18 protein-coding genes are annotated in these 23,415 nt (G+C 57.4%); 11 read left to right on the forward strand and 7 right to left on the reverse strand.

Annotation, left to right across the window (positions count from 1 at the left end; translation table 11 throughout):
• Nucleotide 1: 1 nt before the first annotated feature.
• The 10 genes from HY298_14970 to HY298_15015 all read left to right on the forward strand — a co-directional run bounded on the left by HY298_14970 (nt 2) and on the right by HY298_15015 (nt 12,687).
• Nucleotides 2-3,088 (forward strand): efflux RND transporter permease subunit, encoded by a 3,087-nt coding sequence (locus HY298_14970; GenBank protein ID MBI3851558.1) that lies wholly within the window; start codon nt 2-4, stop codon nt 3,086-3,088.
• 148 nt (nt 3,089-3,236) lie between these two features.
• Nucleotides 3,237-4,661, forward strand: a complete 1,425-nt coding sequence (locus HY298_14975) for a TolC family protein (protein ID MBI3851559.1) — start codon at nt 3,237-3,239, stop codon at nt 4,659-4,661.
• The gene (locus HY298_14980; protein ID MBI3851560.1) at nt 4,658-5,680 is read left to right on the forward strand and encodes an efflux RND transporter periplasmic adaptor subunit; all 1,023 of its coding nucleotides are present in this window, start codon (nt 4,658-4,660) and stop codon (nt 5,678-5,680) included. The genes HY298_14975 and HY298_14980 overlap by 4 nt, the downstream gene beginning before the upstream one ends.
• A gap of 26 nt (nt 5,681-5,706) precedes the next feature.
• Entirely contained in the window at nt 5,707-8,814 is a 3,108-nt protein-coding gene (locus HY298_14985; protein MBI3851561.1) for an efflux RND transporter permease subunit, read from the forward strand.
• A 249-nt stretch (nt 8,815-9,063) separates the two neighbouring features.
• Nucleotides 9,064-9,432, forward strand: coding sequence for a DUF190 domain-containing protein (locus HY298_14990; GenBank protein ID MBI3851562.1), 369 nt, complete (start codon nt 9,064-9,066; stop codon nt 9,430-9,432).
• Between the two features lie 2 nt (nt 9,433-9,434).
• On the forward strand, nt 9,435-10,652 hold the full coding sequence (locus HY298_14995) for a cation:proton antiporter (GenBank protein ID MBI3851563.1): 1,218 nt from the start codon (nt 9,435-9,437) through the stop codon (nt 10,650-10,652).
• A 3-nt stretch (nt 10,653-10,655) separates the two neighbouring features.
• Nucleotides 10,656-11,081, forward strand: a complete 426-nt coding sequence (locus HY298_15000) for a universal stress protein (GenBank protein ID MBI3851564.1) — start codon at nt 10,656-10,658, stop codon at nt 11,079-11,081.
• 31 nt (nt 11,082-11,112) lie between these two features.
• Nucleotides 11,113-11,832, forward strand: a complete 720-nt coding sequence (locus tag HY298_15005; GenBank protein MBI3851565.1) for a hypothetical protein — start codon at nt 11,113-11,115, stop codon at nt 11,830-11,832.
• 11 nt (nt 11,833-11,843) lie between these two features.
• Complete coding sequence (locus HY298_15010; GenBank protein MBI3851566.1) at nt 11,844-12,245, forward strand: EamA family transporter; 402 nt, start codon at nt 11,844-11,846, stop codon at nt 12,243-12,245.
• A 1-nt stretch (nt 12,246) separates the two neighbouring features.
• Nucleotides 12,247-12,687 carry a hypothetical protein gene (locus HY298_15015; protein MBI3851567.1) on the forward strand — a complete coding sequence of 147 codons (441 nt, stop codon included), beginning with the start codon at nt 12,247-12,249 and terminating at the stop codon, nt 12,685-12,687.
• Nucleotides 12,688-12,732: 45 nt separating this feature from the next.
• On the opposite strand, the gene HY298_15020 is transcribed toward HY298_15015, so the two are convergent.
• Nucleotides 12,733-13,146: a TfoX/Sxy family protein gene (locus HY298_15020; protein MBI3851568.1), complete on the reverse strand. Its 414-nt coding sequence runs from the start codon at nt 13,144-13,146 to the stop codon at nt 12,733-12,735.
• 103 nt (nt 13,147-13,249) lie between these two features.
• Between HY298_15020 and HY298_15025 the strand changes: the two genes are divergently transcribed.
• Nucleotides 13,250-15,178, forward strand: coding sequence for a sulfatase-like hydrolase/transferase (locus HY298_15025; GenBank protein ID MBI3851569.1), 1,929 nt, complete (start codon nt 13,250-13,252; stop codon nt 15,176-15,178).
• A gap of 121 nt (nt 15,179-15,299) precedes the next feature.
• On the opposite strand, the gene HY298_15030 is transcribed toward HY298_15025, so the two are convergent.
• From HY298_15030 to HY298_15055, 6 genes are read right to left on the reverse strand one after another with little or no spacing between them, the layout of a single operon-like run.
• Nucleotides 15,300-16,784: a DUF1501 domain-containing protein gene (locus tag HY298_15030; protein ID MBI3851570.1), complete on the reverse strand. Its 1,485-nt coding sequence runs from the start codon at nt 16,782-16,784 to the stop codon at nt 15,300-15,302.
• Between the two features lie 27 nt (nt 16,785-16,811).
• A complete protein-coding gene (locus HY298_15035) occupies nt 16,812-19,388 on the reverse strand; it encodes a DUF1553 domain-containing protein (GenBank protein MBI3851571.1) in 2,577 nt (858 codons plus the stop codon).
• 36 nt (nt 19,389-19,424) lie between these two features.
• Entirely contained in the window at nt 19,425-19,703 is a 279-nt protein-coding gene (locus tag HY298_15040; GenBank protein ID MBI3851572.1) for a hypothetical protein, read from the reverse strand.
• 42 nt (nt 19,704-19,745) lie between these two features.
• Nucleotides 19,746-20,201: a hypothetical protein gene (locus tag HY298_15045; GenBank protein MBI3851573.1), complete on the reverse strand. Its 456-nt coding sequence runs from the start codon at nt 20,199-20,201 to the stop codon at nt 19,746-19,748.
• Between the two features lie 27 nt (nt 20,202-20,228).
• Nucleotides 20,229-21,731: an NADH-quinone oxidoreductase subunit N gene (locus tag HY298_15050; protein MBI3851574.1), complete on the reverse strand. Its 1,503-nt coding sequence runs from the start codon at nt 21,729-21,731 to the stop codon at nt 20,229-20,231.
• Complete coding sequence (locus HY298_15055; GenBank protein ID MBI3851575.1) at nt 21,728-23,275, reverse strand: NADH-quinone oxidoreductase subunit M; 1,548 nt, start codon at nt 23,273-23,275, stop codon at nt 21,728-21,730. The genes HY298_15050 and HY298_15055 overlap by 4 nt, the downstream gene beginning before the upstream one ends.
• Nucleotides 23,276-23,415: the final 140 nt, after the last annotated feature.

Raw genomic sequence — 23,415 nt, forward strand, 5'->3', positions numbered from 1 at the left:
CATGCTCAACCGCATCGTCCAATTCTCACTCCGGTTTCGCGGCGTGGTCATCACGCTGGCGTGCGTGGTCATTGGCTACGGCCTGCTCGTGGCGTCACACACCAAGCTGGATGTGTTTCCCGAATTCGCCCCGCCGATGGTCGTCATTCAAACCGAAGCGCCCGGCCTGTCGCCCGAACAGGTTGAACAGTTGGTCACGCGTCCGGTTGAGAACGGCATCAACGGCGTGCCGAATCTGAAATCCATCCGCTCGCAATCCATTCAGGGGCTTTCAGTCGTCACGATCGTGTTCCGCGAAGACGCCGACATTTACCGCTCGCGCCAGATGGTCGGCGAACGGCTGACGCAAGCCGCCGGTGATTTGCCACAGGGCGTGGCCGCGCCGAAGATGGGCGCGCTGACTTCATCAACCGCGTTGATGCTCGCCATCGGCTTGACTTCAACCAACCGCACGCCGATGGAACTGCGCACGTTCGCCGATTGGACCTTGCGGCCGCGTCTGCTCAGCGTGCCCGGCGTGGCCAAGGTGGATGTGTTCGGCGGCGATGTCCGGCAACTGCAAATTCAGGTCAAGCCCGACCGGCTCATCGCCTACGGTCTGGACATCGAAGACGTTTTGGCCGCAGCACGCAAGTCCACCGGCGTGCGCGGCGCTGGTTTTGTGGAGGATGCCAACGCCCGGACGATTGTTCGCAGCGAAGGACAATCCCTCACACCGCAGCAACTCGGCGAAATGGTGCTCGTCCATCACAACGGCGTCAGCGTTCGTTTGAAGGAGGTGGCCGATGTCGCGGAAGCGCCCGAGCCAAAACTTGGCGACGCGCTCATCAATGGCGAACGCGGCGTCATTCTGCTGCCGTTCAGTCAATACACCGCAAACACAATGGACGTGACGCTGGCCGTCGAACGCGCGTTGGAAGAAATCAAACCGCTGCTGGTCTCGGAAAAAATCACGATTCAGCCGCGCCTGTTCCGGCCTGCCAATTTCATTCAGGCGTCGCTGCACAATGTCAACGTGTCGCTGCTCATCGGCGGCGTGCTGGTCGTCGTGGTGCTGTTTTTGTTTCTGCTCGATTTGCGAACGGCGTTTATTTCATTTGTTTCCATTCCGCTGTCGCTGCTGGCGGCGGTTATTGTGCTCGACCGATTCGGCGCCACGCTCAACACGCTGACGCTGGGCGGATTCGCCATCGCCATTGGCGTGGTGGTGGACGATGCAATCATTGACGTGGAAAACATTTTGCGGCGGTTGCGGGAGAACCGGACGTTGCCGCAGCCCCGGTCGCTTTTTCAGGTCGTTTTCGACGCATCGCTGGAAGTGCGGAGCGCGGTCGTTTACGCGACGTTCATCGTGGCGGCGGTGTTCATGCCGGTGCTCTTGATGAAGGGCGTTCAAGGAAGATTGTTCGCGCCGCTGGGCACTTCGTTCGTCCTGGCCATCATGGCGTCGCTGGCCGTGGCGCTGACGGTTACGCCCGCGCTTTGCCATCTGCTGCTGTCGCGCATTGCCCCCCCTCCAGAGCCAAAGTACGTGAGCTGGCTCAAGCAGCGGCATCGCCATTGGCTGGAGTCATTGAGCAAACAGCCGCGCACGGTGCTTGTGTCTGCGTTGTTGTTGTGTTTGGGCGCGGCGGCGACGCTGCCTTTTTTCGGCGGCGCATTTCTTCCGGAATTCCGCGAAGGCCATTTCGTGGTTCACATGGCCGCGCTGCCCGGAACGTCCCTCGAAGAATCCCTGCGAATTGGCCGCGAAGTAACAGCGGAACTTTTGAAAAATCCGCACATCCGGTCGGTGTCGCAGCAAGCAGGCCGGGCCGAGCAGGGCGAGGATACATGGGGAACTCATTACAGCGAACTGCACGTTGATTTGCAGCCGTTGAGCGGAGAGGAAGCGGAAGGCGTGATGGGGGAGATTCGGCAGGCGTTGGGAAAATTTCCGGGACTCACATTCAAAATCCTGCCGTTCCTCGCCGAGCGCATGGAGGAAACGATCTCTGGTGCGACCGCCCAATTCGTCATCAACATTTTCGGGGACGACCTGGATGTGCTCGACCAAAAGGCAATCGAGATTCGTCAGGTCGTCGCTCAAGTGGCCGGCGCGGTGGACGTGGAAATGGAATCGCAGCCCGGTTTGCAGGAAACCGTCGCGCGCCTGCGGCCGGAACGATTGCTGCAACTCGGCTTCCGTCCGGTGGAGGTGATGGACGCGATCCAAACCGCGTATCAAGGCACGGTCGTGGCCCAGACTTACGATGCGAACAAGGTTTTTGACGTGGCCGTGATTCTTCATCCTGCCAGCCGCAAGAGCGCCACGACCCTCGGCGCGCTCATGCTGCGCAACGCAGACGGCTTGCGCGTGCCATTGCGGGAATTGGCCGAGATTTATTCCGGCAACAGCCGTTACGTGGTGTCGCATGACGGCGCGCGCCGCCGCCAGCAGGTGACTTGCAATATCGCCGCTGGCGACGCCGCGGCCTTTGCCAAACAAGTTAAAGAGCAGATAACCAGAAAGGTTTCCCTGCCGCCAGGCGTCTATTTGGTTTACACCGGATCAGCCGAAGCGCAAAGTCAGGCGCGTCGCGACCTGCTCATCCATTCCGTCATCGCGGCCGTGGGCATTGTGCTATTGCTTGCCATTGAGTTTGGAACGGCGCGAAACCTTTCGTTGATTCTGGCCAACCTGCCGTTCGCTTTGGTCGGCGGCGTGCTGGCCGTGTTTGCCAGCGGCGGATTGCTCTCCATCGGTTCATTGGTTGGGTTTGTGACCTTGTTCGGCATCACGATGCGCAATTCGATTATGATGGTTTCGCACTTTGAGCATCTGGTGCAAAAGGAGGGAATGACCTGGGGACTCGACGCAGTCAGTCGCGGCGCGTCGGAACGGTTGCTCCCGATTTTGATGACGGCGCTCGTTACCGCGCTTGGATTGTTTCCTCTCGCCATCGGCGCGGGCGAAGCCGGACGGGAAATCGAAGGACCGATGGCAATCGTCATCCTCGGCGGACTGCTGACTTCAACCGTGTTGAATCTGCTGGTGCTGCCAACGTTGGCGCTTCGGTACGGAAGGTTTGAAAAGAATCAAGTGTAAGCTGGCGCAATGACGTGTCTTGCCCCGTGGGATAGGCGCGTCCGGCAATGAGCAAGTTCCCACAACCGGTATCCCACGGGGCGAGTGCGTTTGTAGCGCCGTGTTTTGGCCAAATTTCCTTGCGTTCCGGCGAAGATTCCTTTGCGCTATGGGCAAAGAAACATTTCCCGTGTACCCTTGGCAATTCATCATCATAGTCGGACTGTTGACTGGCTGCGCTCATTTCCAGTCGCGACCCTTATCTCCAGCCGAGACAACGGCAAACCTGCAAGCACGCTCGCTCGACAATCCTGACTTAAAACAATTCCTCGAAAAATATCTCCGCAAGGAGCCGATCACCTGGCCGCTCCCGTCGTGGGATTTGAATGCACTCACGGTGGCGGCGTTCTACTACCATCCCGATCTCGATGTCGCGCGGGCGAAATGGAGCGGAGCGAGAGCCGCGCTCATCACCGGTGGCGAGCGGCCAAATCCGAGCGTCAGTCTTTCACCAGCGTATGACACAACAACTCCGCCGCCGTGGATTCTCGGCTTGAGTTTCGACATTCCTGTCGAGACGGCAGGCAAGCGCGGCTATCGCATCGCGCAGGCGCGGCATTTGTCCGAAGCCGCGCGGCTGAATCTCGCCGCCACCGCGTGGCAGGTTCGCAGCCGCGTGCGCCGAAGTTTGCTGGAACTTTACGCCGCACGCGAAAGCGAATCGGCACAGAGGCAACAAGCCGACGCGCAGACGAAAATCGTCGGGCTTCTTGAAAAGCAGGTTGAAGCCGGGGCTGCTTCTCCAATCGAACTCACGCAAGCCCGCATCAATCTCAACACCACGCGATTGGCGTTGCAGGATGCACAGCGACAGAACGCTGAAGCCCGCGTTCAACTGGCCGACGCACTCGGTTTGCCGGCCCGCGCGTTGAATGACGTGGAGCTTTCATTCGCGGGCTTGAATGAGTTTCCAAAAGATTTGATGACTTCCGAAGTCCGCCGCCAGGCCGCTCTAAATCGCACCGACATTCTCGGCGCGCTGGCGGAATACGCCGCAAGCCAGGCCGCGTTGCAGCTTGAGATCGCGAAGCAATACCCGGATTTGCACCTTGGCCCGGGTTATCAACTCGATCAGACGGACAACAAATGGTCGCTCGGCGTCACGCTCACATTGCCGGTGTTGAATCAAAATCAGGGAGCGATTGCCGAATCCAAGGCGCGTCGCGAAGAAGCCGCTGCGCGGTTCGTTTCCGTGCAAGCGAAAGCACTCGGCGAAATTGACCGCGCGGTGGCTGGTTATCAGGCCGCGCGTGAGCAAGCCGCCACTGCCGAAGCGCTGCTCGCGGATTTGAAAAGGCGACGGAACGCCACGCAAGCAATGCTCGACGCGGGGGAAGTGGACAATCTCACCATTGCCGCCGCTCAAGCCGAACTCAGCGCGGGTTCGCTCGCGCGATTGAACTCGCTGGTGAAGGCGCAGCAAGCGCTCGCGGCGCTGGAAGACGCCGTGCAAAGTCCGTTGTCCGCTGCCGGCGCACAAGCCTGGGAGAACAACCCCCGCCTTTCAAACGATCCAACTCTAAAACCAAAATGAAGAAACCATTCACCAAACTACTTGCAGTTGTGCTGAGCACCGTTGCTTTCGTCGGTTGCAAACCCGGTGGGCAGGAGGAGAACGACAAGGTCGTCACAGAGGTTGCCGTGCAAGTCGGCAAATTGACGCGCGCCACGCTGCACCGGTATGTCACGGCCTACGGCATCGTGGAACCAGAACCGGCGCGTGACGGCAAACCCAGCGCGGGCGCGCGGCTCGCTCCGCCGGTGGCGGGCATCGTCGCGGAAGTGAACTGCGCCGAAGGTCAGCGCGTTGAAAAAGGTACGGTGTTGTTTCGCCTCGACAGCCGGCCCGTTGACGTAGCGGTTCAATTCGCGAAACAGACTTACGAGCGACAGAAAAAACTTCTGCCCGTCGGCGGCACGTCGCAGAAAGCGCTTCAGGAGGCCGAACAACAACTCGCCGCGGCGCGCGCGCAACAAGCGTTGCTGAGAATCGAAGCGCCGTTAGCCGGTGTCATCACTCGCGTCAACGCCCGCCCCGGTGAAGCCGCGGACCTGACGAGCGTTCTCGGCGAACTGGTGGACACCGCACGGCTCGTCGCCACCGCCAGTGTACCCGCCGGTGAAATGGACGGACTAAAGGCCGGACAATCCGTCGAGTTCATCAACGAGGGCAAGCCACTAACCGCCCGTGGCGCGGTAGCGTTTATCAGCCCACAAGTTGACACGAAGACGGGCGCGGCGTTGCTGCGTGCGTCTGTGCCGGCGAACGCGGGCTTGCGTCCCGGCCAATACGTCAATCTCCGCATCGTAAGCGAAGAACGCGCCGGAAGGCTGGCCGTGCCGGTCGAGAGTGTGGTCACCGATGTCGAAGGCCACAGCGTCATTGCTTTGGTTGAAGGAGACAAAGCCACACAGAAATCAGTGAAGGCCGGCCTGCGCGATGGCGGTTTGGTTGAGGTTGAGGGCGAAGGATTGAAGGAGGGTGACACGGTGGTGACCGTCGGTGCTTATGGTTTGCCCAAGGAGACGAAGGTGAGGGTGGTCAAACCCTGACCGGCTACGGGCAATAGCGTCATCGCATGAAAATAGACAATAGTTCGTTTCTGGGCCGGTTCGCCACGCATCACGCGCTGTCCATCACCTTCATTGCGGTTGCCTTGTGTGTGGCGGGGATTTATGCGGCGTTCCAAATGCCGTCATCAGTGTTCCCGCAGACGAACTTCCCGCGCGTGGTGATCCTCGCTGACAATGGTGTGATGCCGGCCGACGAAATGATGGCGACCATCACGCGGCCCATTGAGGAAGCCATGAAGGATATTCCCGGCACAGTCACCATCCGCTCGGCGACGGGACGCGGCTCGGCGGAAATCAACGTCTTCTTCAACTGGCATGTGGACATGGTTCAGTCCGAGCTTTACGTGTTGGGCCGTTTGGCGCAAATCCGCTCGACTCTTCCCACAACAGTGCAGACGACCACGTGGCGACTGACGTTTTCGGCGTTTCCGATTATTGGCGTGAGCCTCACCAGTCCGACGCGCGACATCACGCGGCTTTGGGAAACGGCGCGCTATGATCTCAAGCCGCGCTTCCTGACCATTCCCGGCGTGGCGCGTGTGGACCTGGTCGGTGGTCGCGCGCCGGAATATCACGTGATCGTGGATCCAATCCGCTTGCAGGCGGCGAATCTCGGCTTACAGCAGATCACGGAAGCCCTGTTGAAAAACAACCTGATTTCTCCGGCGGGCATGCACGAGGAGAACTACCGGCTTTACCTCACCACCGTGGATGGCCGCGTGCATTCGGCGAAGGACATCGAGGACCTTGTGGTCATAGTAACCGACGGCCATCCCATTCGCGTGAGAGATTTGGCGAAAGTGGAACGCGGACCAGAGCCAGTCTTCAATGTCGTGACCGCGGAAGGCGTCAACGCGGTGCTGCTCAACATCCGCAGTCAACCTGACGGCAGCACGCTGGACATTGCCGGCCAGTTGAAAGCGCAGTTGCAGCAACTCAAGACTGAGTTGCCGCCGGACATGAAGCTGGCGTTTTTTTACGATCAATCCCTGTTCGTTCGTGAATCGGTGCGCAGCGCCTGGGAAGCGATCCTGTTCGGCCTGATTCTCTCGGTACTTATCTTGTACCTTTTCTTGAAGAACTGGGGCAGCACGCTTACGGCTACCATCGTCATCCCGGTGACGGTGCTGGCCACCCTCTTGGCGATGAAGGTGCTGGGCATGAGTTTCAACCTGATGACGCTTGGAGGCATCGCCGCCGCGATCGGCCTGGTGATTGACAACGCCATCGTGGTTGTCGAAGCGATCCACACCAAAATTGCCACGGGTCGTTCCCGCGTGGAGGGCGTGGAGGAAGCAGTAAGCGAGATTCTTGCTCCGTTGGTCGGTTCAACGCTCACGCCGGTCGTCGTGTTCCTCCCGCTGGCGTTTCTCGAAGGCATCGCGGGCGTGTTCTTTCGCGCGCTGGCGCTCACGATGGTCGTATCGCTGCTGACCTCGCTCGTGCTGGCCATCACCTTGATGCCGTCATTGGCGGCTTGGTTTCTTCGCGACCGGCAGCATCTGGAGCACGGGCGCGCGCCCAAAGATGCCGAAGGCGGCTTTCTGCTTCGGCGGCTGATTCGTGTTTATGAGAAGGCAGTGCGCGCCACACTGCGCCACGAATGGCTGACGTTGCTGGCGTGTGGCGGTGTGCTTGTGGCAGCAGTTGTCATTTACCAACGGCTGGAAAGCGACTTTCTGCCTCCGTTGGACGAAGGCGGCTTCGTCATCGACTATCTCGCTCCGCCCGGAACGAGCCTCACCGAGACGTCACGCCAACTCTTGCAGGCAGAAGAAATTCTGCGCGCCACGCCGGAGATCGAAAGCTATTCGCGCCGGACGGGCGCGCGGCTGGCGCTGGCCATCGCCGAACCGCACACCGGCGATTTTCTCGTCAAGCTCAAGCCGGGGCGAAAAAAATCCACCGAGGAGGTTATTGCGGAATTGCGGGCCGAGTTTCGCCGAAGGTTTCCGGCGATCACTTGGGAATTCCCTGGCATTCTCAGCGACCTGGTAGGCGACTTGACGTGGTCGCCCCAGCCCATTGAAATCAAAATCTATTCCTCCGACCTGAGCTTCCTGAAACAGAAAGCGCCTCAAGTCGAGGAGCAGATTCGAAAAGTAAAAGGCGTCGTGGACACTTTCAACGGGCTGATGTTCACCGGCAATTCCCTCAACTTGCGCGTGCGCCATCTGGACGCCGAACGGTTTGGTCTCACCGCAGATGACATCGCCGCCGCCGTGAACACGGCAATGCTTGGCCAAGTCGCCTCGACGGTGCTCGAAGGCGACCGCGTGGTGGCTATTCGAGTGCTGGCAGACCCAAAGAGCATGGATCGAATTGCCACTTTGCGCACGCTGCCGCTCCGCACACCCGCTGGCGGAGTGGTGCAACTGGCGCAAGTCGCCGATGTAATCGAAGAGCCAAGCCAGGTCGAACTCCGCCGTGAAGACTTGCGCCAGGACGTTGCGGTGACGGCGCGGCTCGAAGGCCGCGATCTCGGGAGCGTAATGGCGGAAATTCGGGCGGCTTTGAGTCAGGACGAAACATTGCCGCCCGGCTCAGTCGAGTTTGGCGGGCTTTACCAACAGCAACAGGAGTCTTTCCGCAATCTACTGATGGTCCTGCTGATGGCCATTTTCCTGGTGTTCACCGTGCTGCTGATTGAATTCCGGTCGTTCTATGAGCCAATTTCCATCGTGTTTGGCGCGGTACTGGCGCTGTTCGGCACGGTGTTCGCGCTTTGGCTCACCCATACATCGCTCAACATCGTCAGTTTTCTCGGCGCGATCATCGGCGTCGGCATCGTGGCGAAGAACGGCATCCTTATGCTGGATTTCGTGGGGCATTTGCGAGCGGACGGCGCGAGCCTGGAGGACGCTCTGGTTCGCTCCGGCCACCGGCGTTTACGGCCAGTGCTGATGACTTCCATGGCTGCCGCGTTTGGCATGTTGCCGCTGGCTTGGGGGATCGGCACGGGCGCGGCAATGCTCAAACCGCTGGCTATCGCGGTCATCGGTGCTCTCTGTATTTCGGTGCTGTTGTCGCTTGTGGCGACGCCGACCGTGTATTACCTGATGCTCCGGGTGCGAGAGAAGTCAGCCTTGCCCAAGCTTGCGCCGCATGAGTGAGGCAACCCACGGTGGCCGGGCTGCATCCACGCTTTCCCGTTTTGCATTTGACAACGTTGGCTCTGATCTTGATTGTTTTTCCGGCAATGGAGTTTGCCCTTCCGCAAGGGAAAACCGCCTGAGCAATTCTCAGAGCTGATGACTCCTACCGAGCATTCGTGTGCGGTAGAAGTCTTATGAGCTATCTCTGGATAATCGTCAGTGGCGGGCTGCCAGCCGTAAACCTCAATTCGACGAAAGGTCGCTGATATGCACCTCCCTCACGAAGCCGTTTTGTTGCGTATCTTTCTCGGCGAAAGCGACCGATGTAACCACCAGCCGCTCTACGAAGCCATCGTGCTCAAGGCGCGTGAAATGCATCTCGCCGGCGCGACGGTGCTGCGCGGGCCAATGGGCTTCGGTAAATCAAGCCGACTCCATACCGCGAAGCTTCTTCGGCTTTCAATGGATCTGCCGCTGGTGATTGAGATCGTTGACACGGAAGAAACAATCCAAGGCTTCCTGCCCGTCCTGGACAGAATGATGAGAGGCGGGTTGGTGACGTTGGAAAAGGCAAAGGTGATTGATTATCGCGGTGATCCAGATGTGCGGCCACCGCAACCTGAGGAAGCGACCTAAAGATGGAGAACATCTGGTTCATCGCCGCGTTTTGGATGGGACTGGCATTGCTGGCGAGCCTCATCTCCATCCGGCTGGGCATTTCAGTGGCCCTGATTGAAATCGTGGTAGGAGTGATTGTCGGAAACATTCACTTTGGCCAGTACCACCACCTGCTGCGCACAACGGAGTGGACTAATTTTCTCGCCATGTTAGGTAGCGGCGTTTTGACTTTTTTAGCCGGAGCGGAAATCGATCCGGCGTCCCTCCGCGCCAATCTACGCGCCAGTTTGAGTATCGGCATTCTATCCTTCCTGCTGCCATTTTTGGCGGTGTGGGCGTTTGCCCAATTCGTGCTCGGCTGGCCGCTGCATCAGGCGCAAATCGCGGGCATCGCTTTGTCCACCACGTCGGTCGCTGTGGTGTATGCCGTAATGATTGAGGGCGGATTCAGCAACACGTCATTGGGCAAGACAATTTTAGCGGCTTGCTTCATTACCGATTTCGGCACAGTGCTGGCGCTTGGCACGTTGTTCGCCAACTTCAACATTTGGCTGCTTGCGTTCGTGGTCATTCTTTCGGTCATGCTTTGGTTCATGCCGACGTGGACGCAACTGATCATCACGCGCCTCGGCGCAACGCGGGTCAGCGAGCCAGAAGTGAAGTTTCTGTTTCTGGTTTTGTTTTTTCTCGGTGGCCTGGCATCCACAGCCAAAAGTGAAGCAGTGCTGCCGGCTTATCTCGTCGGACTCGTCGTGGCGGGGGTATTTCTGCGCGACAAAACCCTGGTTCATCGGATGCGCAGCATCGCATTTACGATCTTTACGCCGTTTTATTTTATCAAAGCGGGCCTGTATGTTTCACTGCCTGCGTTGTGGGCGGCGCTGGGAATCATCATGGTGTTGCTGGCGCTCAAACTGGTGACGAAGTTCATTGGCGTCTGGCCGTTGACGAAAGTGTTTTACATGCGGACGCGCGAGGCCAACTACACCACGCTGCTCATGGCAACGGGTCTGACCTTCGGTACCATCTCCGCTCTGTTCGGTCTGCAAAATAAAATTATTGACCAGACGCAATACACCGTGCTCGTGACCGTGGTGATTTTGAGCGCGTTCGTGCCAACGCTCATCGCGCAGAAGTTTTTCCAGCCGCGCCTCAAAGTGATGATTGCCTGGGGCCGGCTTTATCAACGCAAGATCAATGGGAAATCAAGTGCTCAACCCATTCCAACGAAAGGCTAGGTTATGTTCAGGAAAATTCTCGTCGGTTATGACGGTTCAAAAGGCGGGAAAGCCGCTCTGCAGCGTGCCGCGGTCATCGCCAAGGAATTCACCGCTGAAATCACCGCGCTTTGGGTGCGTGAACCGCTGCCGCGCTACTCTGATCTGCCAGGCGAATACGAGGAAGAGTCGGAAGCGGCGGACGAATACTTCCAAGCACGCCAAAAGGAAGTCCAAGGTGTCGCCGTGCAACACGGTATCAACATCCCATGCGAAACCCGCCGAGGCCATCCAGCCAAAACGATTGTGAAATTCGCCGATGACGGCAGGTACGACCTGATCGTCATCGGACACAGCGATCATTCCGAATTGTGGGGACGATTGCTCGGGGACACCGCCGACCGTATCAGCGACCACGCCCATTGCAGCGTGTTGATTGTAAAACAGTGACTAACGTTCTATCGAGTTTGGCAGTCGGCTTATGAATGCGTCGTTTCAATTCGTCGGAAGGACGCGAGAAGTTGCGCAGCTCGAAAAACTGTACTCAGAACGCAAGCATGTGCTGATTCTCGGCCTGGCCGGGACGGGGAAAACCGCCCTCATCAGTCACGTCCGTAAAACCCTGCCGGTGATTGTCTGCCCGCACACCACCAAAATGACTGAGGCTTGCGACGCGCTCGAAAATGAACTCGGTTTGCACCCGGAAAGTTTCAAACTCATTCAGCGAAAGCAAAAGCTGTTCAAAGTTTTGGCGGAGGCGAGACGGACAGTTGTCTTTGACGGCGTGACGTGGACGACGCCCAAGCTCAGTGCTTTCCTTGATTGCGTGAGCGAGCGCGTGCCTGTCTGGATTTGTTGCCGCTCAGAACACTCTTGGGACATCGGCCACTTCTGGCCATTCCTTTGGAAATTCGTCCGCGTCGGACTTCAGCCGTTCCAATTGTCCGAGACGCGCTCGCTCGTGAAAGCCGCCGTGCAAAGTGGAGCGATTCCGCCTGATGCCACGCATGTCATCAAGGAATTGCATCATCTTTCTGCGGGAATCCCGCTTGTCCTCCGCGAGTTGTTCGACGAACTGGCCACGCGGAAATACGACCCGAAGAATCCTTTCGACCTTCGGCTGCTGGATTTGGACCGTCGCATCCACGAAATTTTCCCGACGGCAACCGCGCTCGGATCGAAATCAAACCCGACGTTATGAATGAAGTGACTGTGGCATTGCTGGCCGCCTGCGTCGCCGGGTTTATGGCGATGATGGTTCGGGCGGGCATCTCTCCAAACCTTCGCGTGGCTATTCGCACCACATTAATTCTGGCGCTGGTTTGGATTTTTGCGTATGCGAATCAAAAACCCATATCCTTACTGGCGTTGTCCTGGTCTGTGCGGTGCATGGTGGTACTCTCCGGTCTTGCGATCGCTTTGGCTTGGTTTTTTCATTTTCGCGGGTTGCGACAACCGGAGACGCCAAGTGTTGCACCGATGGACAGAATAAACGTGCTCTTCGCCGCGCTTTTTGCCGTCTTGCTGCTTTACGGTCCCTCTGCTCAACGTTTCGGCTTGGGAGCATTGCTCCTGGTTAGCGGCGCGCTCATCTTGTCCTGGAACCGTAATTGATGTGAACGAGAATCACGAACGTCATCTCATTTCAACGTTCCGGTACGTGGACAATTTGATGTCCGAAGCCGAACGTATTCTTGCGACGGCAGGCTTAGCCTCGCCGTTTCGGGAATACACGCAGGACTACACGCCGACGCAGCGCCAAGTGATTCATGGTTGCCTCCTCCGCGTGCGCGAGGATATGCGGCGGATAATGACGGACTTGAAAATCACCCGAACCGTGCCGACTTGCGGCGCGCTTTGGGCGGCACGCGGCCACCTCGCTTTTGCCAGCATCGCCGTTGCGGAACTGGAGCCGAAGCGAATGCGCGGCTACGGCGAACTCTCGGACGCCGACAAAAAAGCGCTCGACGGCGTCGTCGCCGAGTTGTCCAGTGAACTAGACCGTTTGATGGCTTATCTCGATAAAGGCTCGGCTTCCGACGCCAGGGTTGCGTGATAGTCGGTTCGAGGAGAAGCGCGCGGAGTCGCTGGATGAGTGAGCTTATTTCGATTCGAGATTGAGGGCTTTGGTTGCCCAGCGAGCCAGATCCTCGTGGTCTTCCAACACAAACGCGGGAACTTCGTAATAATTCTTCAGCTTCTGCTTCTTGCCCGGCCTAAAGGGCTTCATTCGTTCGTCCAGGTAATCCTCCACGGTGTGTTCGTCCGTTTTGAAATAAAGCTTGCCGTCGTGAATGATGCCAAAGAAGCGCGCGTCCGCATAAAGCCCATAACCGCCAAACATGGGGCGGCACTGCACATCCGGATTTTCGCGCAATTGATCCAGCACGAAATTCTTAAACGACTCTGCTTTCATCCGTTGTTCGGCAAAAATTAGTGGACGGTCTGCGGCTGGTGGCACTTCAAACCGGTCCGCGCCTTGATTGTCGGTGACGAGCCGACGAAGATGCAACAAGTTTTTGAATGGTGTTTCCAGCGCACCGGAATATTCTGGTCGTTCAGGGGTTATTGATTGAACACCGCCATGAAATTCCGCTATCGTTGTTGTCTGACTGAGTATGCGCAAACTGTTGTCTCATCGTTTGGGGGGCGTGGCCCTCTTTTACGTTATCTTTCTGGCCGTTGCCCTGGGCATCCGGCTGGTCCTGCTGTTTCATTCGTGGCGCAACATGGATCTACACCCGCTGAAGCTGGCCGGCGTCTTCGCTTACAGCTTCCTCTTCGATCTGGCGACGGCTTCCTGCTTTACCATCCCGATGATTCTGTATCTGGCGCTGCTGCCGCAACGCTGGTTTGCCAGCCGTGTGCACCGCTTTCTCAGCGCGACATTTTATTTTGTATGCCTCTACGGTTTGATATTTGTGGCCGCTGCCGAATGGTTTTTCTGGGAGGAGTTTAGTGCGCGATTCAATTTCATCGCCGTCGATTACCTCGTCTATACCACCGAAGTCATCGGCAACATCCAGGAATCCTATCCACTGCCGCTGATCTTTAGTGGACTGTTCGTCGTCACCGCGCTGCTCTTCTACGGTTTTTGGAAAACCGGGTGTTTGCGAATCTGGCAACAATCGCAGTCCGGATGGCGAAGTCGTTGGGTTTGGGCCGTCGTGCTTCTCATCCCGCCAATCTTCTTCACTCTCGTACTCAACAACCGTCAAGTGCCCGAATTTGGCAACGTGTTCAACCAGGAGCTGGCCAAGGACGGCATTTACTCCTTTTTTGCTGCCTATCGGGAGAATGAACTCAGTTACGACCGGTTTTACCCCACGCTCGACGACCAAGTGGCCTTTGGGCGTCTGCGTAAATTGTTGCGGACGGACAACGCCCAATTGCTTTCGGAAGAACCCACCGACATCACGCGCTCTATCAAGAACGAGGGCGAGGAGAAACGTTACAACGTCATTCAAATCACGGTCGAAAGCCTGAGCGCCAAGTTTCTCGGTGCGCTGGGCAATCGCAAACACCTCACTCCGAATCTCGACGCGCTGGCCGAACAGAGCCTGTTCTTCACCAATTTCTACGCTACCGGCACCCGGACAGTGCGCGGCATGGAAGCCTTGGTCCTCTCGCTGCCGCCCACGCCCGGCCAATCCATTGTCCGCCGACCGGGCAACGAGCAAATGTTCACACTCGGCTCGGTGTTGCGATCGCGGGGCTACGACACGGCATTCATCTACGGTGGCTTTGGCTATTTCGACAACATGAATTATTTTTTCGAGCACAACGGTTACAAGCTGGTTGATCGCGCCTCGGTGCCGAAAAGCGAGATCACATTCGGCAATGTCTGGGGCGCGTGCGACGAAGACCTGTTCAACTGGGCGCTCAAAGAGGCGGACTCATCCTATGCGAAAGGCAAACCGTTTCATCACTTCGTCATGACCACGTCCAATCATCGGCCTTTCACCTTTCCCGGCGGCAAGATTGACATTCCGTCGCACACCGGCCGGCACGGCGCGGTCAAATACACCGATTACGCGATCGGCGAATTGTTGCGCAAGGCGCGGGAGAAACCGTGGTTCACCAACACGCTGTTCGTCATCGTCGCCGACCACTGCGCCAGCAGCGCCGGCAAGACCGCGCTGCCCGTTGACGGCTACGCGATTCCGCTTTTCATTTATAATCCCTACCTGATCCAACCCCGGAAGGTGGCGGCGCTGTGCAGCCAGATTGACTTTGCACCCACCATGCTCGGATTGCTCAACTGGTCTTATCCCAGCCGTTTTTTTGGAAAGGACATTCTCAAAATGCAACCGTCCGATGAGCGCGCTTTCATCGCGAATTATCAAAAGCTGGGCTACCTGCAAAAGAACCGATTGGCAATACTTCAACCCGTGCGAAAAAAGAATCTCTATCAATACGATCACGCCAAGGAGAGCCTTGTTTCCACAACGCCCGACGAAGAATTCCTGAACGACACCATTGCTTACTATCAGACGGCGAGTTACCTCTTCACGCATCATTTGGACAGGGAAATTGAAGCGAAATAGTCGTCACCATTACTGTGCGGAATTCTCGCTCTTCAAATAGCCGCCGAAGTGATGAGTCGGAGTGGACGGTTCATCGTTTGGTCCGTCTCGTTACTCCGGCGGCTACCTATTCAACGGTCCATTAAGCCAAAACTTCGCGGATCACCTGCCCATGCACATCAGTGAGGCGACGTTCGATGCCGTTGTGATAGAAGCTCAGGCGCTCGTGATCCAATCCCAGCAGATGCAGAATGGTGGCGTGAAGATCGTAAATGGTCGCAATGTTCTCCGCGGCTTGATAACCAAATTCATCCGTGGCGCCGTAACTGAAGGCGCGTTTCACCCCGGCGCCGGTCATCCAAACCGTGAATCCCTTCGGATTGTGATCGCGCCCGTTGGCGCCCTTTTGAAACGTCGGCATCCGACCAAACTCCGTCGTCCAGACGACCAGCGTATCCTCCAACAAACCCCTGCCCTTCAAATCGCGCAACAGGGCAGCGGTAGGTTGATCGAAGATCGCCGCGTGGATTGAGTATTGTTCCTTCAGTTTTCGATGCCCGTCCCAGTTGCCGACACCTTCGCCCATCGCATAAGAGCCGTTGAAGAGTTGAACGAACCGCACGTCACGCTCCAGCAACCGGCGAGCGAGCAGGCAATTTTTTGCATAACCCGCCTTGAGCTTGTTGGCATCGTTGACGCCATACAACTCGCGGGTGACGGCGCTTTCCCCGGATAAATCGCTGACCTCCGCGGCGCGCAATTGCATCTTGGCTGCCAGTTCGTAACTGGCAATCCGCGCGCTGAGGTCGGTGTCGCCCGGATGTTTCTCAAGATGTTTGTCGTTGATGAATTTCAAAAAATCGCGCGTGGAGGTTGCGGCGCTTTCGCTAATCTGCTCAGGACGGTTCAGATTGGGAATCGGTTTGTCGGCATTGAAGGCCGTACCCTGAAAAACCGCCGGCAGAAAAGCCGAGGCCCATTGGCGCGGGCCGATTTGCGGCACGCCGCGCGGATCGGGAATGGCAACAAAGGCAGGTAGATCACTGCACTCGGTCCCCAGCGCGTAGGAAACCCACGCGCCCATGCTCGGAAAACCGTCCAGCGTGAAGCCGGTGCTCATCTGGTTTTCCGCCGGACCATGCGTGTTGCTCTTGGCGGTCATGGAATGAATGAAGCACAGGTCATCCGCCAGTTCCGCCAGGTTGGGGAACAGGTCGGAAATGTATTTGCCGCTTTGCCCGCGTGGTTTGAATTCCCAGATCGGCTTGACGAGATTGCCCTGCTCGCCTTGAAACGTGATGAGCTTTTCATTGCCCGGCAGCGGCCTGCCATCCATCTTGATCAACTCCGGTTTGTGATCCCACGCGTCAAGATGACTACATGCGCCGGAACAAAAGATCAGCAACACGCGTTTAGCTTTCGCCGGAAAATGCGGCGGCCGCGCAGCCAACGGCGCCTCCGGACGGACTTGCGGTCGGATCGGCGAACGATCTCTTTCCGCCGCCATCAAACCTTGCTCGCCAAGCAACGTCGCCAGCGCAATGCCGCCCAAACCCGTCCCGGCAAATTGCAGAAACGTGCGTCGGTCGAGCAACCGACGACCGGCATGGGAAAGCTCGGTGCTCATAATGAAACAGCAAACGCTGTGAAGTGCTTAGAACACATACAAAAACTCATTCGCGCTGAACAGGGCGCGACAAAATATCGACAGTCCGCTTTCCTTGATTAACTTCACCGAAGCCGCAACCTCGCTCTTCGTTGATTCGCGACCGAACGCAAGCCAGAATGCTCTTCGCGCCTGCGCCTTCGGATCATTGCCGGCTTCCTGCTTCAGACGCTCCGCAAAAAATCCCGACTGCTGGAGCATGAACGAACTGTTCAACAGGTTAAGCGCCTGCAAGGGCGTGGTGGACGCGTTTCGTTTGGGCGCAATCTGTCCGGCGTCCGGGCAATCAAACGCGCCGAAGGTATCGTCCAGTTGCATGCGCGGTTTGGATTGATAGACCATGCGCCGCCAATCGGCCGGCCCGAATTCCTTTTTCGAGTTATAGACCTTCACGTAGTTGTCATTCGGTTCGAATAAATCAAAACCCGGCCCGCCCATTTTCAAATCAAGTTTGCCGCTCACCGAGAGAATGGCGTCGCGAATCGGTTCGGCTTCCAGGCGCAGCGGCGGGAAACGCCAGAGCATTCGGTTCGACGCATCGATCGTCAACGCGTGGGGGTTGGGCTTGGTTGATTGTCGGTACGTGCTGGAAAGCAAAATCAACCGGTGCATCGCCTTGAGACTCCAGCCGCGCGCCATGAATTCCGTGGCCAGCCAGTCGAGCAGTTCCGGGTTGCTCGGCTTGATTCCGTTCCGGCCAAAATCGCTTGGCGTGCCCACCAAACCCTCGCCGAAGTGATGTTGCCAGAGACGATTTACCATCACGCGGGCAGTCAATGGATTCTGTGGATTGATGATCCAGCGCGCCAGGGCCAGGCGACGCTCAGTATCGGGCGCGTCCTCCGGCAATTCAATTCTCTTTCCGAATTCAGAGAGCGCGGCGGGCTTCACGGCTTCCCGCTTCTGCATTGGGTCACCGCGAAACAATCGATACGTCCTTTCCGGCTTGACGAATTTGCCGGCATAGACCTGCTGAAAGTCGGTCGACTGCTTGAGTTGCTTTTCAATCAGCTTGATCTGGTCGAGCAAACTCTGAAGCTCCTCTGCGGCACCAGCCGGCAGACCGTCGGCGGAATAATCCGACTGCGCCTTGGCGCCGGCTTTGTAGGGCCGTCGGTCATCGGAGGAGGCGACCAGTTTCCATTGGTCGGTTTGGGTCGCGACTTCGATTTTGTATTTCGTGGCCAGCCGGTCGGTGAATTTTTCCTCGCGGTCGCGCGCCCAAATAATTTTGTCGATGACAACGTGATCGGGCAGTTCAATTTGCACCCAGCCTTTACCCTGCTCGCTGGAAATCCAACTGCGACCATTGCCGTACTTTCCGTCGTTGATGTGTTCCAGCTTGTGCAGATCGGAACCAGCATAGGTGCCGGACGCGCTGGCCTTCGCGCCTTTCCCGGCCAGCGCCACGTTGCGCGGTTTTTCTTCGGCAGAGACAATTTCCAACTCGTCAATGCACGGCTCGCTGTCGGTGGTTTCCAAAATCGTAAAGCGCACGGACTTCGCCTCCACTGGCGCAAAGCGATCCACGTTCTTACGCGGATGGACTGGTGAACGGAGATAAGGGAATCGGTTCGTGGCCGGAGACGACTGGGAATCCGAAGCAACCGCAGATGTTTCGCTTGGCCACGAAGCTTGGATTTGCGCCAGTGATTCGAACCGCTCCAACTTTTTGCTCAACTCCGCCAGCACCGGGCGCAGTTCATCCGCCGCCTTCACGCGTTGCTCGTAGTCCGGCGTGTGCAAAACCCTCTCGCCGTGCTGCACGCCGGCGAAGATCGCCTGCATCGCGTAGTAATCCGTCTGCGAAATCGGGTCGAACTTGTGATCGTGACAGCGCGCGCAGCCGACTGTCAGCCCGAGAAACGCGCTGCCCGTGGTTGAAACCATGTCATGCAATTCGTCGTTGCGTTGTTGCAGCGTCAGTTGGATGTCCGGACTCTTCACGCGGTCCCATGGTCCGCCGACGATGAACGCCGTGGCCTCGTCGCTGCCGAGCGTGTCGCCCGCGAGTTGTTCGAGAACGAACTGGTCGTAGGGTTTGTCTTCGTTGAAGGCACGAATGACATAGTCGCGATATGGCCAGGCATTGGGTCGTTGGAGGTTTGTCTCGAAACCGTCGCTCTCGGCGAAGCGCACCACATCGAGCCAGTGCCGTGCCCACCGTTCGCCATACCGCGGCGAAGCGAGCAATCGTTCCACCAGTTTCTCATAGGCATCGGAACTTTTATCCTGTACGAATTGATCTACGTCCTCCGGCGAGGGCGGCAGGCCGAGGACATCGAAACTCAAGCGCCGGATCAACGTCACCCGATCCGCTTCCGGCGACGGCACGAGTTTGTTCTGTTCCAATTTTGCGAGGATGAAATTATCGATTTTGTTGCGTGGCCAATCCGTTTTCTTCACAGACGGAACTTGCGGTCGCACCGGCGCTTTGAAAGCCCAATGCTCGTTGGTTGCACCCCTGACTGATTCGAGTTCCGCACCGCTCGAACGCACGACCAAACAGCCCGCGACGATAACTGTAATCAAAAACGCGGTTTCAAGTTGGCGTGCAGAATACATCGATTCAAAACGTTCAATTGATGCGGCTACTTGGCTCTAGTACGTGTCACCGAAAACCGACGGGATTTCCCGCACTACGACGCGCAAGCTCAAGCCTCGTTGCCGTAACTGCCGGTCAAGCTGTTCATCGCTCCCCTTCGGGTTGGCCAGCAATTGCTCGACCTCTTGTCGCCACTCGGCGAAGCGCCCGGCGTGAGGGTGACGCGGATCTGTCCAATGCCGAACCAAACGGGCGCGCGTTTCCGGGTGCTGCCAGAGCATTCGCCCGTAATAGAGCTTGGCGTAGTCCGAGTATAAAATTCCGTTCTGCGGCATGGTAGGATCATTACTATGATTTGGCTTCCGGTTCAACTGCGATTATCTGTCGATCAACCCAATGGCCAACGCCCACTCGTGATGCTTAAGGTCGCGGGGTTCATTGCGGCGCAATTTGGGTACGAGTAAATCCGCCGGTCGCGGAACGATGAGAGTGAGATTTCCGTGCTTTTGAGTTTCTGCCCGTTGTTTCCAGCCAGCCGGCAATTCGTTCAGCACAGAGTCGGGCATCAAGTTCACGTGCCAACCGTGTTGCTTCTCAAATTCACTACCGATGAGGCAGTCGTAACAACGACGGGCAATCTCATCGCTGTCGGTGATTGGATCAACATCCATGCTGGCTTCAGGAAGTTCGGTGTTGATCCCGCGATGATGCGCATGCCAAAGAAGTGCGGCGGAACCGATCAAAATCATCGTGCCGGGCTGTTCGAGACTTAGGGACAGATCCATGATCCATTCCGCAACTTGTTTCCCGCTTCTTAATTCTCGCCTGGGCATTGCTGATATCCTTTGGTGGATTCCTTCTTAGTACCCGACAGACTTGATCGCCGCCAGCAACCTTTCCAAAACCAGATTCGGTGCGGCGCCCAACACCAACACCCCCAGCGCCAGCAAGCCCAAAGCCACTTTGCTCGACAACGGCGTGCGAATGGCCGGCGCATTGGACGGCGCGTCCACCACGTAAATCTGCTTGAGCACTTGCAGATAGTAGTAAAGCGACACTGCGCTCATCGCGATGGCGAACGCGACCAGCCAAAGCAGGCCGAGATTTTTCGGGTCGGTGCCAATCGCAGCCGTGAAAAGATAGAACTTTCCAAAGAATCCGGCCAGCGGGGGAATCCCTGCCAGCGACAACATGAAAATCATCATGCAGAAGGAAATTAATGGCGCGCGCCGACTCAAACCGGCAAAGTCAGAGAGACTGTCGCCGCCAGCTTTTTCCTGCACCACTGAGACGACACCGAAAGCGCCAATGGTCGTCAACCCGTAGGTCGCGGCGTAATAGAGCAGCGAGGCGAACCCCTGCTCCCCGTGGACCATCACGCCGAGCAACATGTAGCCCGCGTGAGCGATGGCCGAGTACGCGAGCAGACGTTTCACGCTGCTCTGCACGATCGCCACCAGATTGCCCAGCAACATCGAACCAGCCGCCAGAATCGCCAGCACCGGCACCCAGCCGGACTCGTAATGACGCCAGTTGCCGCTCCCCTCCGCACCGGTGAAACCCAGCATCATCACTTTGGCGAGAATGAAAAAGCTGGCCACCTTGGAACCCGACGCGATGAACGCCGCGCTCGGCGTCGGCGCGCCTTGATACGCGTCCGGCGCCCAGAGATGAAACGGCACCGCCGCAATTTTGAAACCGAACCCGATGACCGTCATCACAATCGCCACAACCAGCAGCGGATCAAGTGCAGTCCCCTTCAACTTTGCAGCGAGCTGGATCAAGTTGATTTCTCCCGTCAGCCCGTAAAGCAGACTCAACCCAAACAAGGTGAACGCCGCCGCCATCCCGCCGAACAAAAAGTATTTCAGCGCGGCTTCGGCAGACTGGACGTTTTGCTTGTTGAAAGCCGTCAGGATATAGAGCGACAGGCTGGTCAGTTCGAGCGAGACGAAAATCATCAGCACATTTTCCGAACTGACCAGGAACATCATCCCGACCGTCGCCAGCAGCAGCAGTGCGAAGTATTCTCCCACGTGATCGGTGAAATTGGTTTCAATCGAAATCAGCACCGTGAACACCGTCAGCACCAGCAAGGCCTGCTGCACGAGTTGTGTCAACGGGTCAACCACTAACATGCCGCTGCCGTTCAAGAAGTTTGCGTGCTGTTCCGTGGTGAACATCCAGAAGATTGCAGCGGCGCAACCAACACAAGAAATCAGCGCCGACAAAATCATCCGATACTGGCGCGCCTCCGCGCGCATGATGCCCAAATCGACCGCCAGCACCGCCAGCGCCGCGATCACCAGGATGGTTTCCGGGATCGCCAGCTTGAGCATTTCAAGATAACTTACCCCGCTCAAAACAAACCTCCCTTCCGCAAACCCTCGAACAACGGCGAGCTAAAACTCGGCACAATCAAATCCAACAACAAGCGCGGGTAAAGCCCGATGACCAACGACGTGGCGATCAAAATAACCGCACCAATCCGCTCGGGAATTGAGATTGGCTCTCGTTCGTGTTGCCCCTCTCCCGGCCTATCGGCCACCCTCTCCCCCTTCGATGGGGAGAGGGACGGGGTGAGGGGGTTCGCCGGTTCGCCAAAAAAAGCCTTTTGTAAAACACGCAGCGTGTAAGCCACACCAACCAGAATCCCGACGCCAGCCAAAACCGCGAATGTTGGGAATGCCTGCCACGCGCCGATGAGCACCTGCAACTCCGCCACAAATCCGCTGAACCCCGGCAAACCCATCGATGCCACACTCGCCACGACAAACGTCATCGCGGCAAACGGCATCGCCTTCGCCAGATTCATCCCTTCCAACGCGGACAATTCCCGTGTGTGCGTCCGGTCGTAAACCATCCGCCCCACCACCGCGAACAGCAGACCCGCGATGATGCCGTGGGAAAACATCTGCAGCACCGCGCCGCTCAAGCCGATTTCGTTCAGCGTCACCAGCCCCAGCAACACAAACCCCATGTGACTCACGCTCGAATAACCGATGACAAATTTAAAATCCTTCTGCACCAGCGCCACCATCGCGCCATAGACAATCCCGATGACCGCGAGCAAAGCGACTTCATTTCGCCACGCCACGAGCCCCAACGGAAACAGCGTCATCGCCACGCGCAAACAGCCGTAAGCGCCCAGCTTCATCACCACCCCCGCGAGCAACATCGACGCCGCCGTCGGCGCGGCTACGTGTCCGGTTGGCGCCCATGTGTGAAACGGCCACAAACCCGCCAGAATCGCAAACCCCACGAACACCAAAGGGAACGCCCAGTATTGGAAATGTTCCGGGAACGGATACTTCGCCAGCTCCAGCAGACTCATCGTCTTCGACCCGGCGACGACAAAGGCCGCCACAATTCCGATCAGCACCATCGCGCTACCGACGAAGGAGTAGAGCGCCAGTTTCATCGCGCCGTATTCCTTGCGCGTCGAACCCCAGATCGCGATCAGAAAATATTTCGGAATGATCGCCAGTTCGTAAAAGACGAAGAGCAGGAACAGATCGAAACTGAGGAACACGCCATAGACGCCACCGATGAGCGCGAGGTAAAACGCAAAGAACTCCTTCGCCCGATGCTCGATATTCCACGAAAATAATATCCCCACCACCGCCGCAATCCCGGTCAACAGAACGAGCGTCAAACTGATTCCATCCGCCGCGAGATGAAGCTCGATGCCAAGCGACGGAATCCACGCAATGTGGGTGACAGTTTCAATCTGTGCCCGCAACTCCAGGGGCTTTTGAAGTTGTGCAACAATGCCTGCCAGCGCGATCAGAAATCCTGCGACCGCCGTCAGCAACGCAACCCACCGCGCCGCCGACGCATTGCCCTTCGGCAGGAGCATCAGCACCAGCACGCCAAGAAATGAAATGTAAATTGTCCAGGCTAACATATTCAGATCGCCGACAGTGTAAACCTTTCAACGCAAAGGACGCGGAGAGTGCGGAGAGGCGCAGAGATTTTGAGAATGGACATTCTCTGCGTCCCTCTGCGTTCTCCAGTCTTCTCTGCGTTAAAATTGGCTTTCATCCG

This window comes from Verrucomicrobiota bacterium (assembly GCA_016200005.1).
In the GTDB taxonomy this organism is placed as follows: Bacteria; Verrucomicrobiota; Verrucomicrobiia; order Limisphaerales; family PALSA-1396; genus PALSA-1396.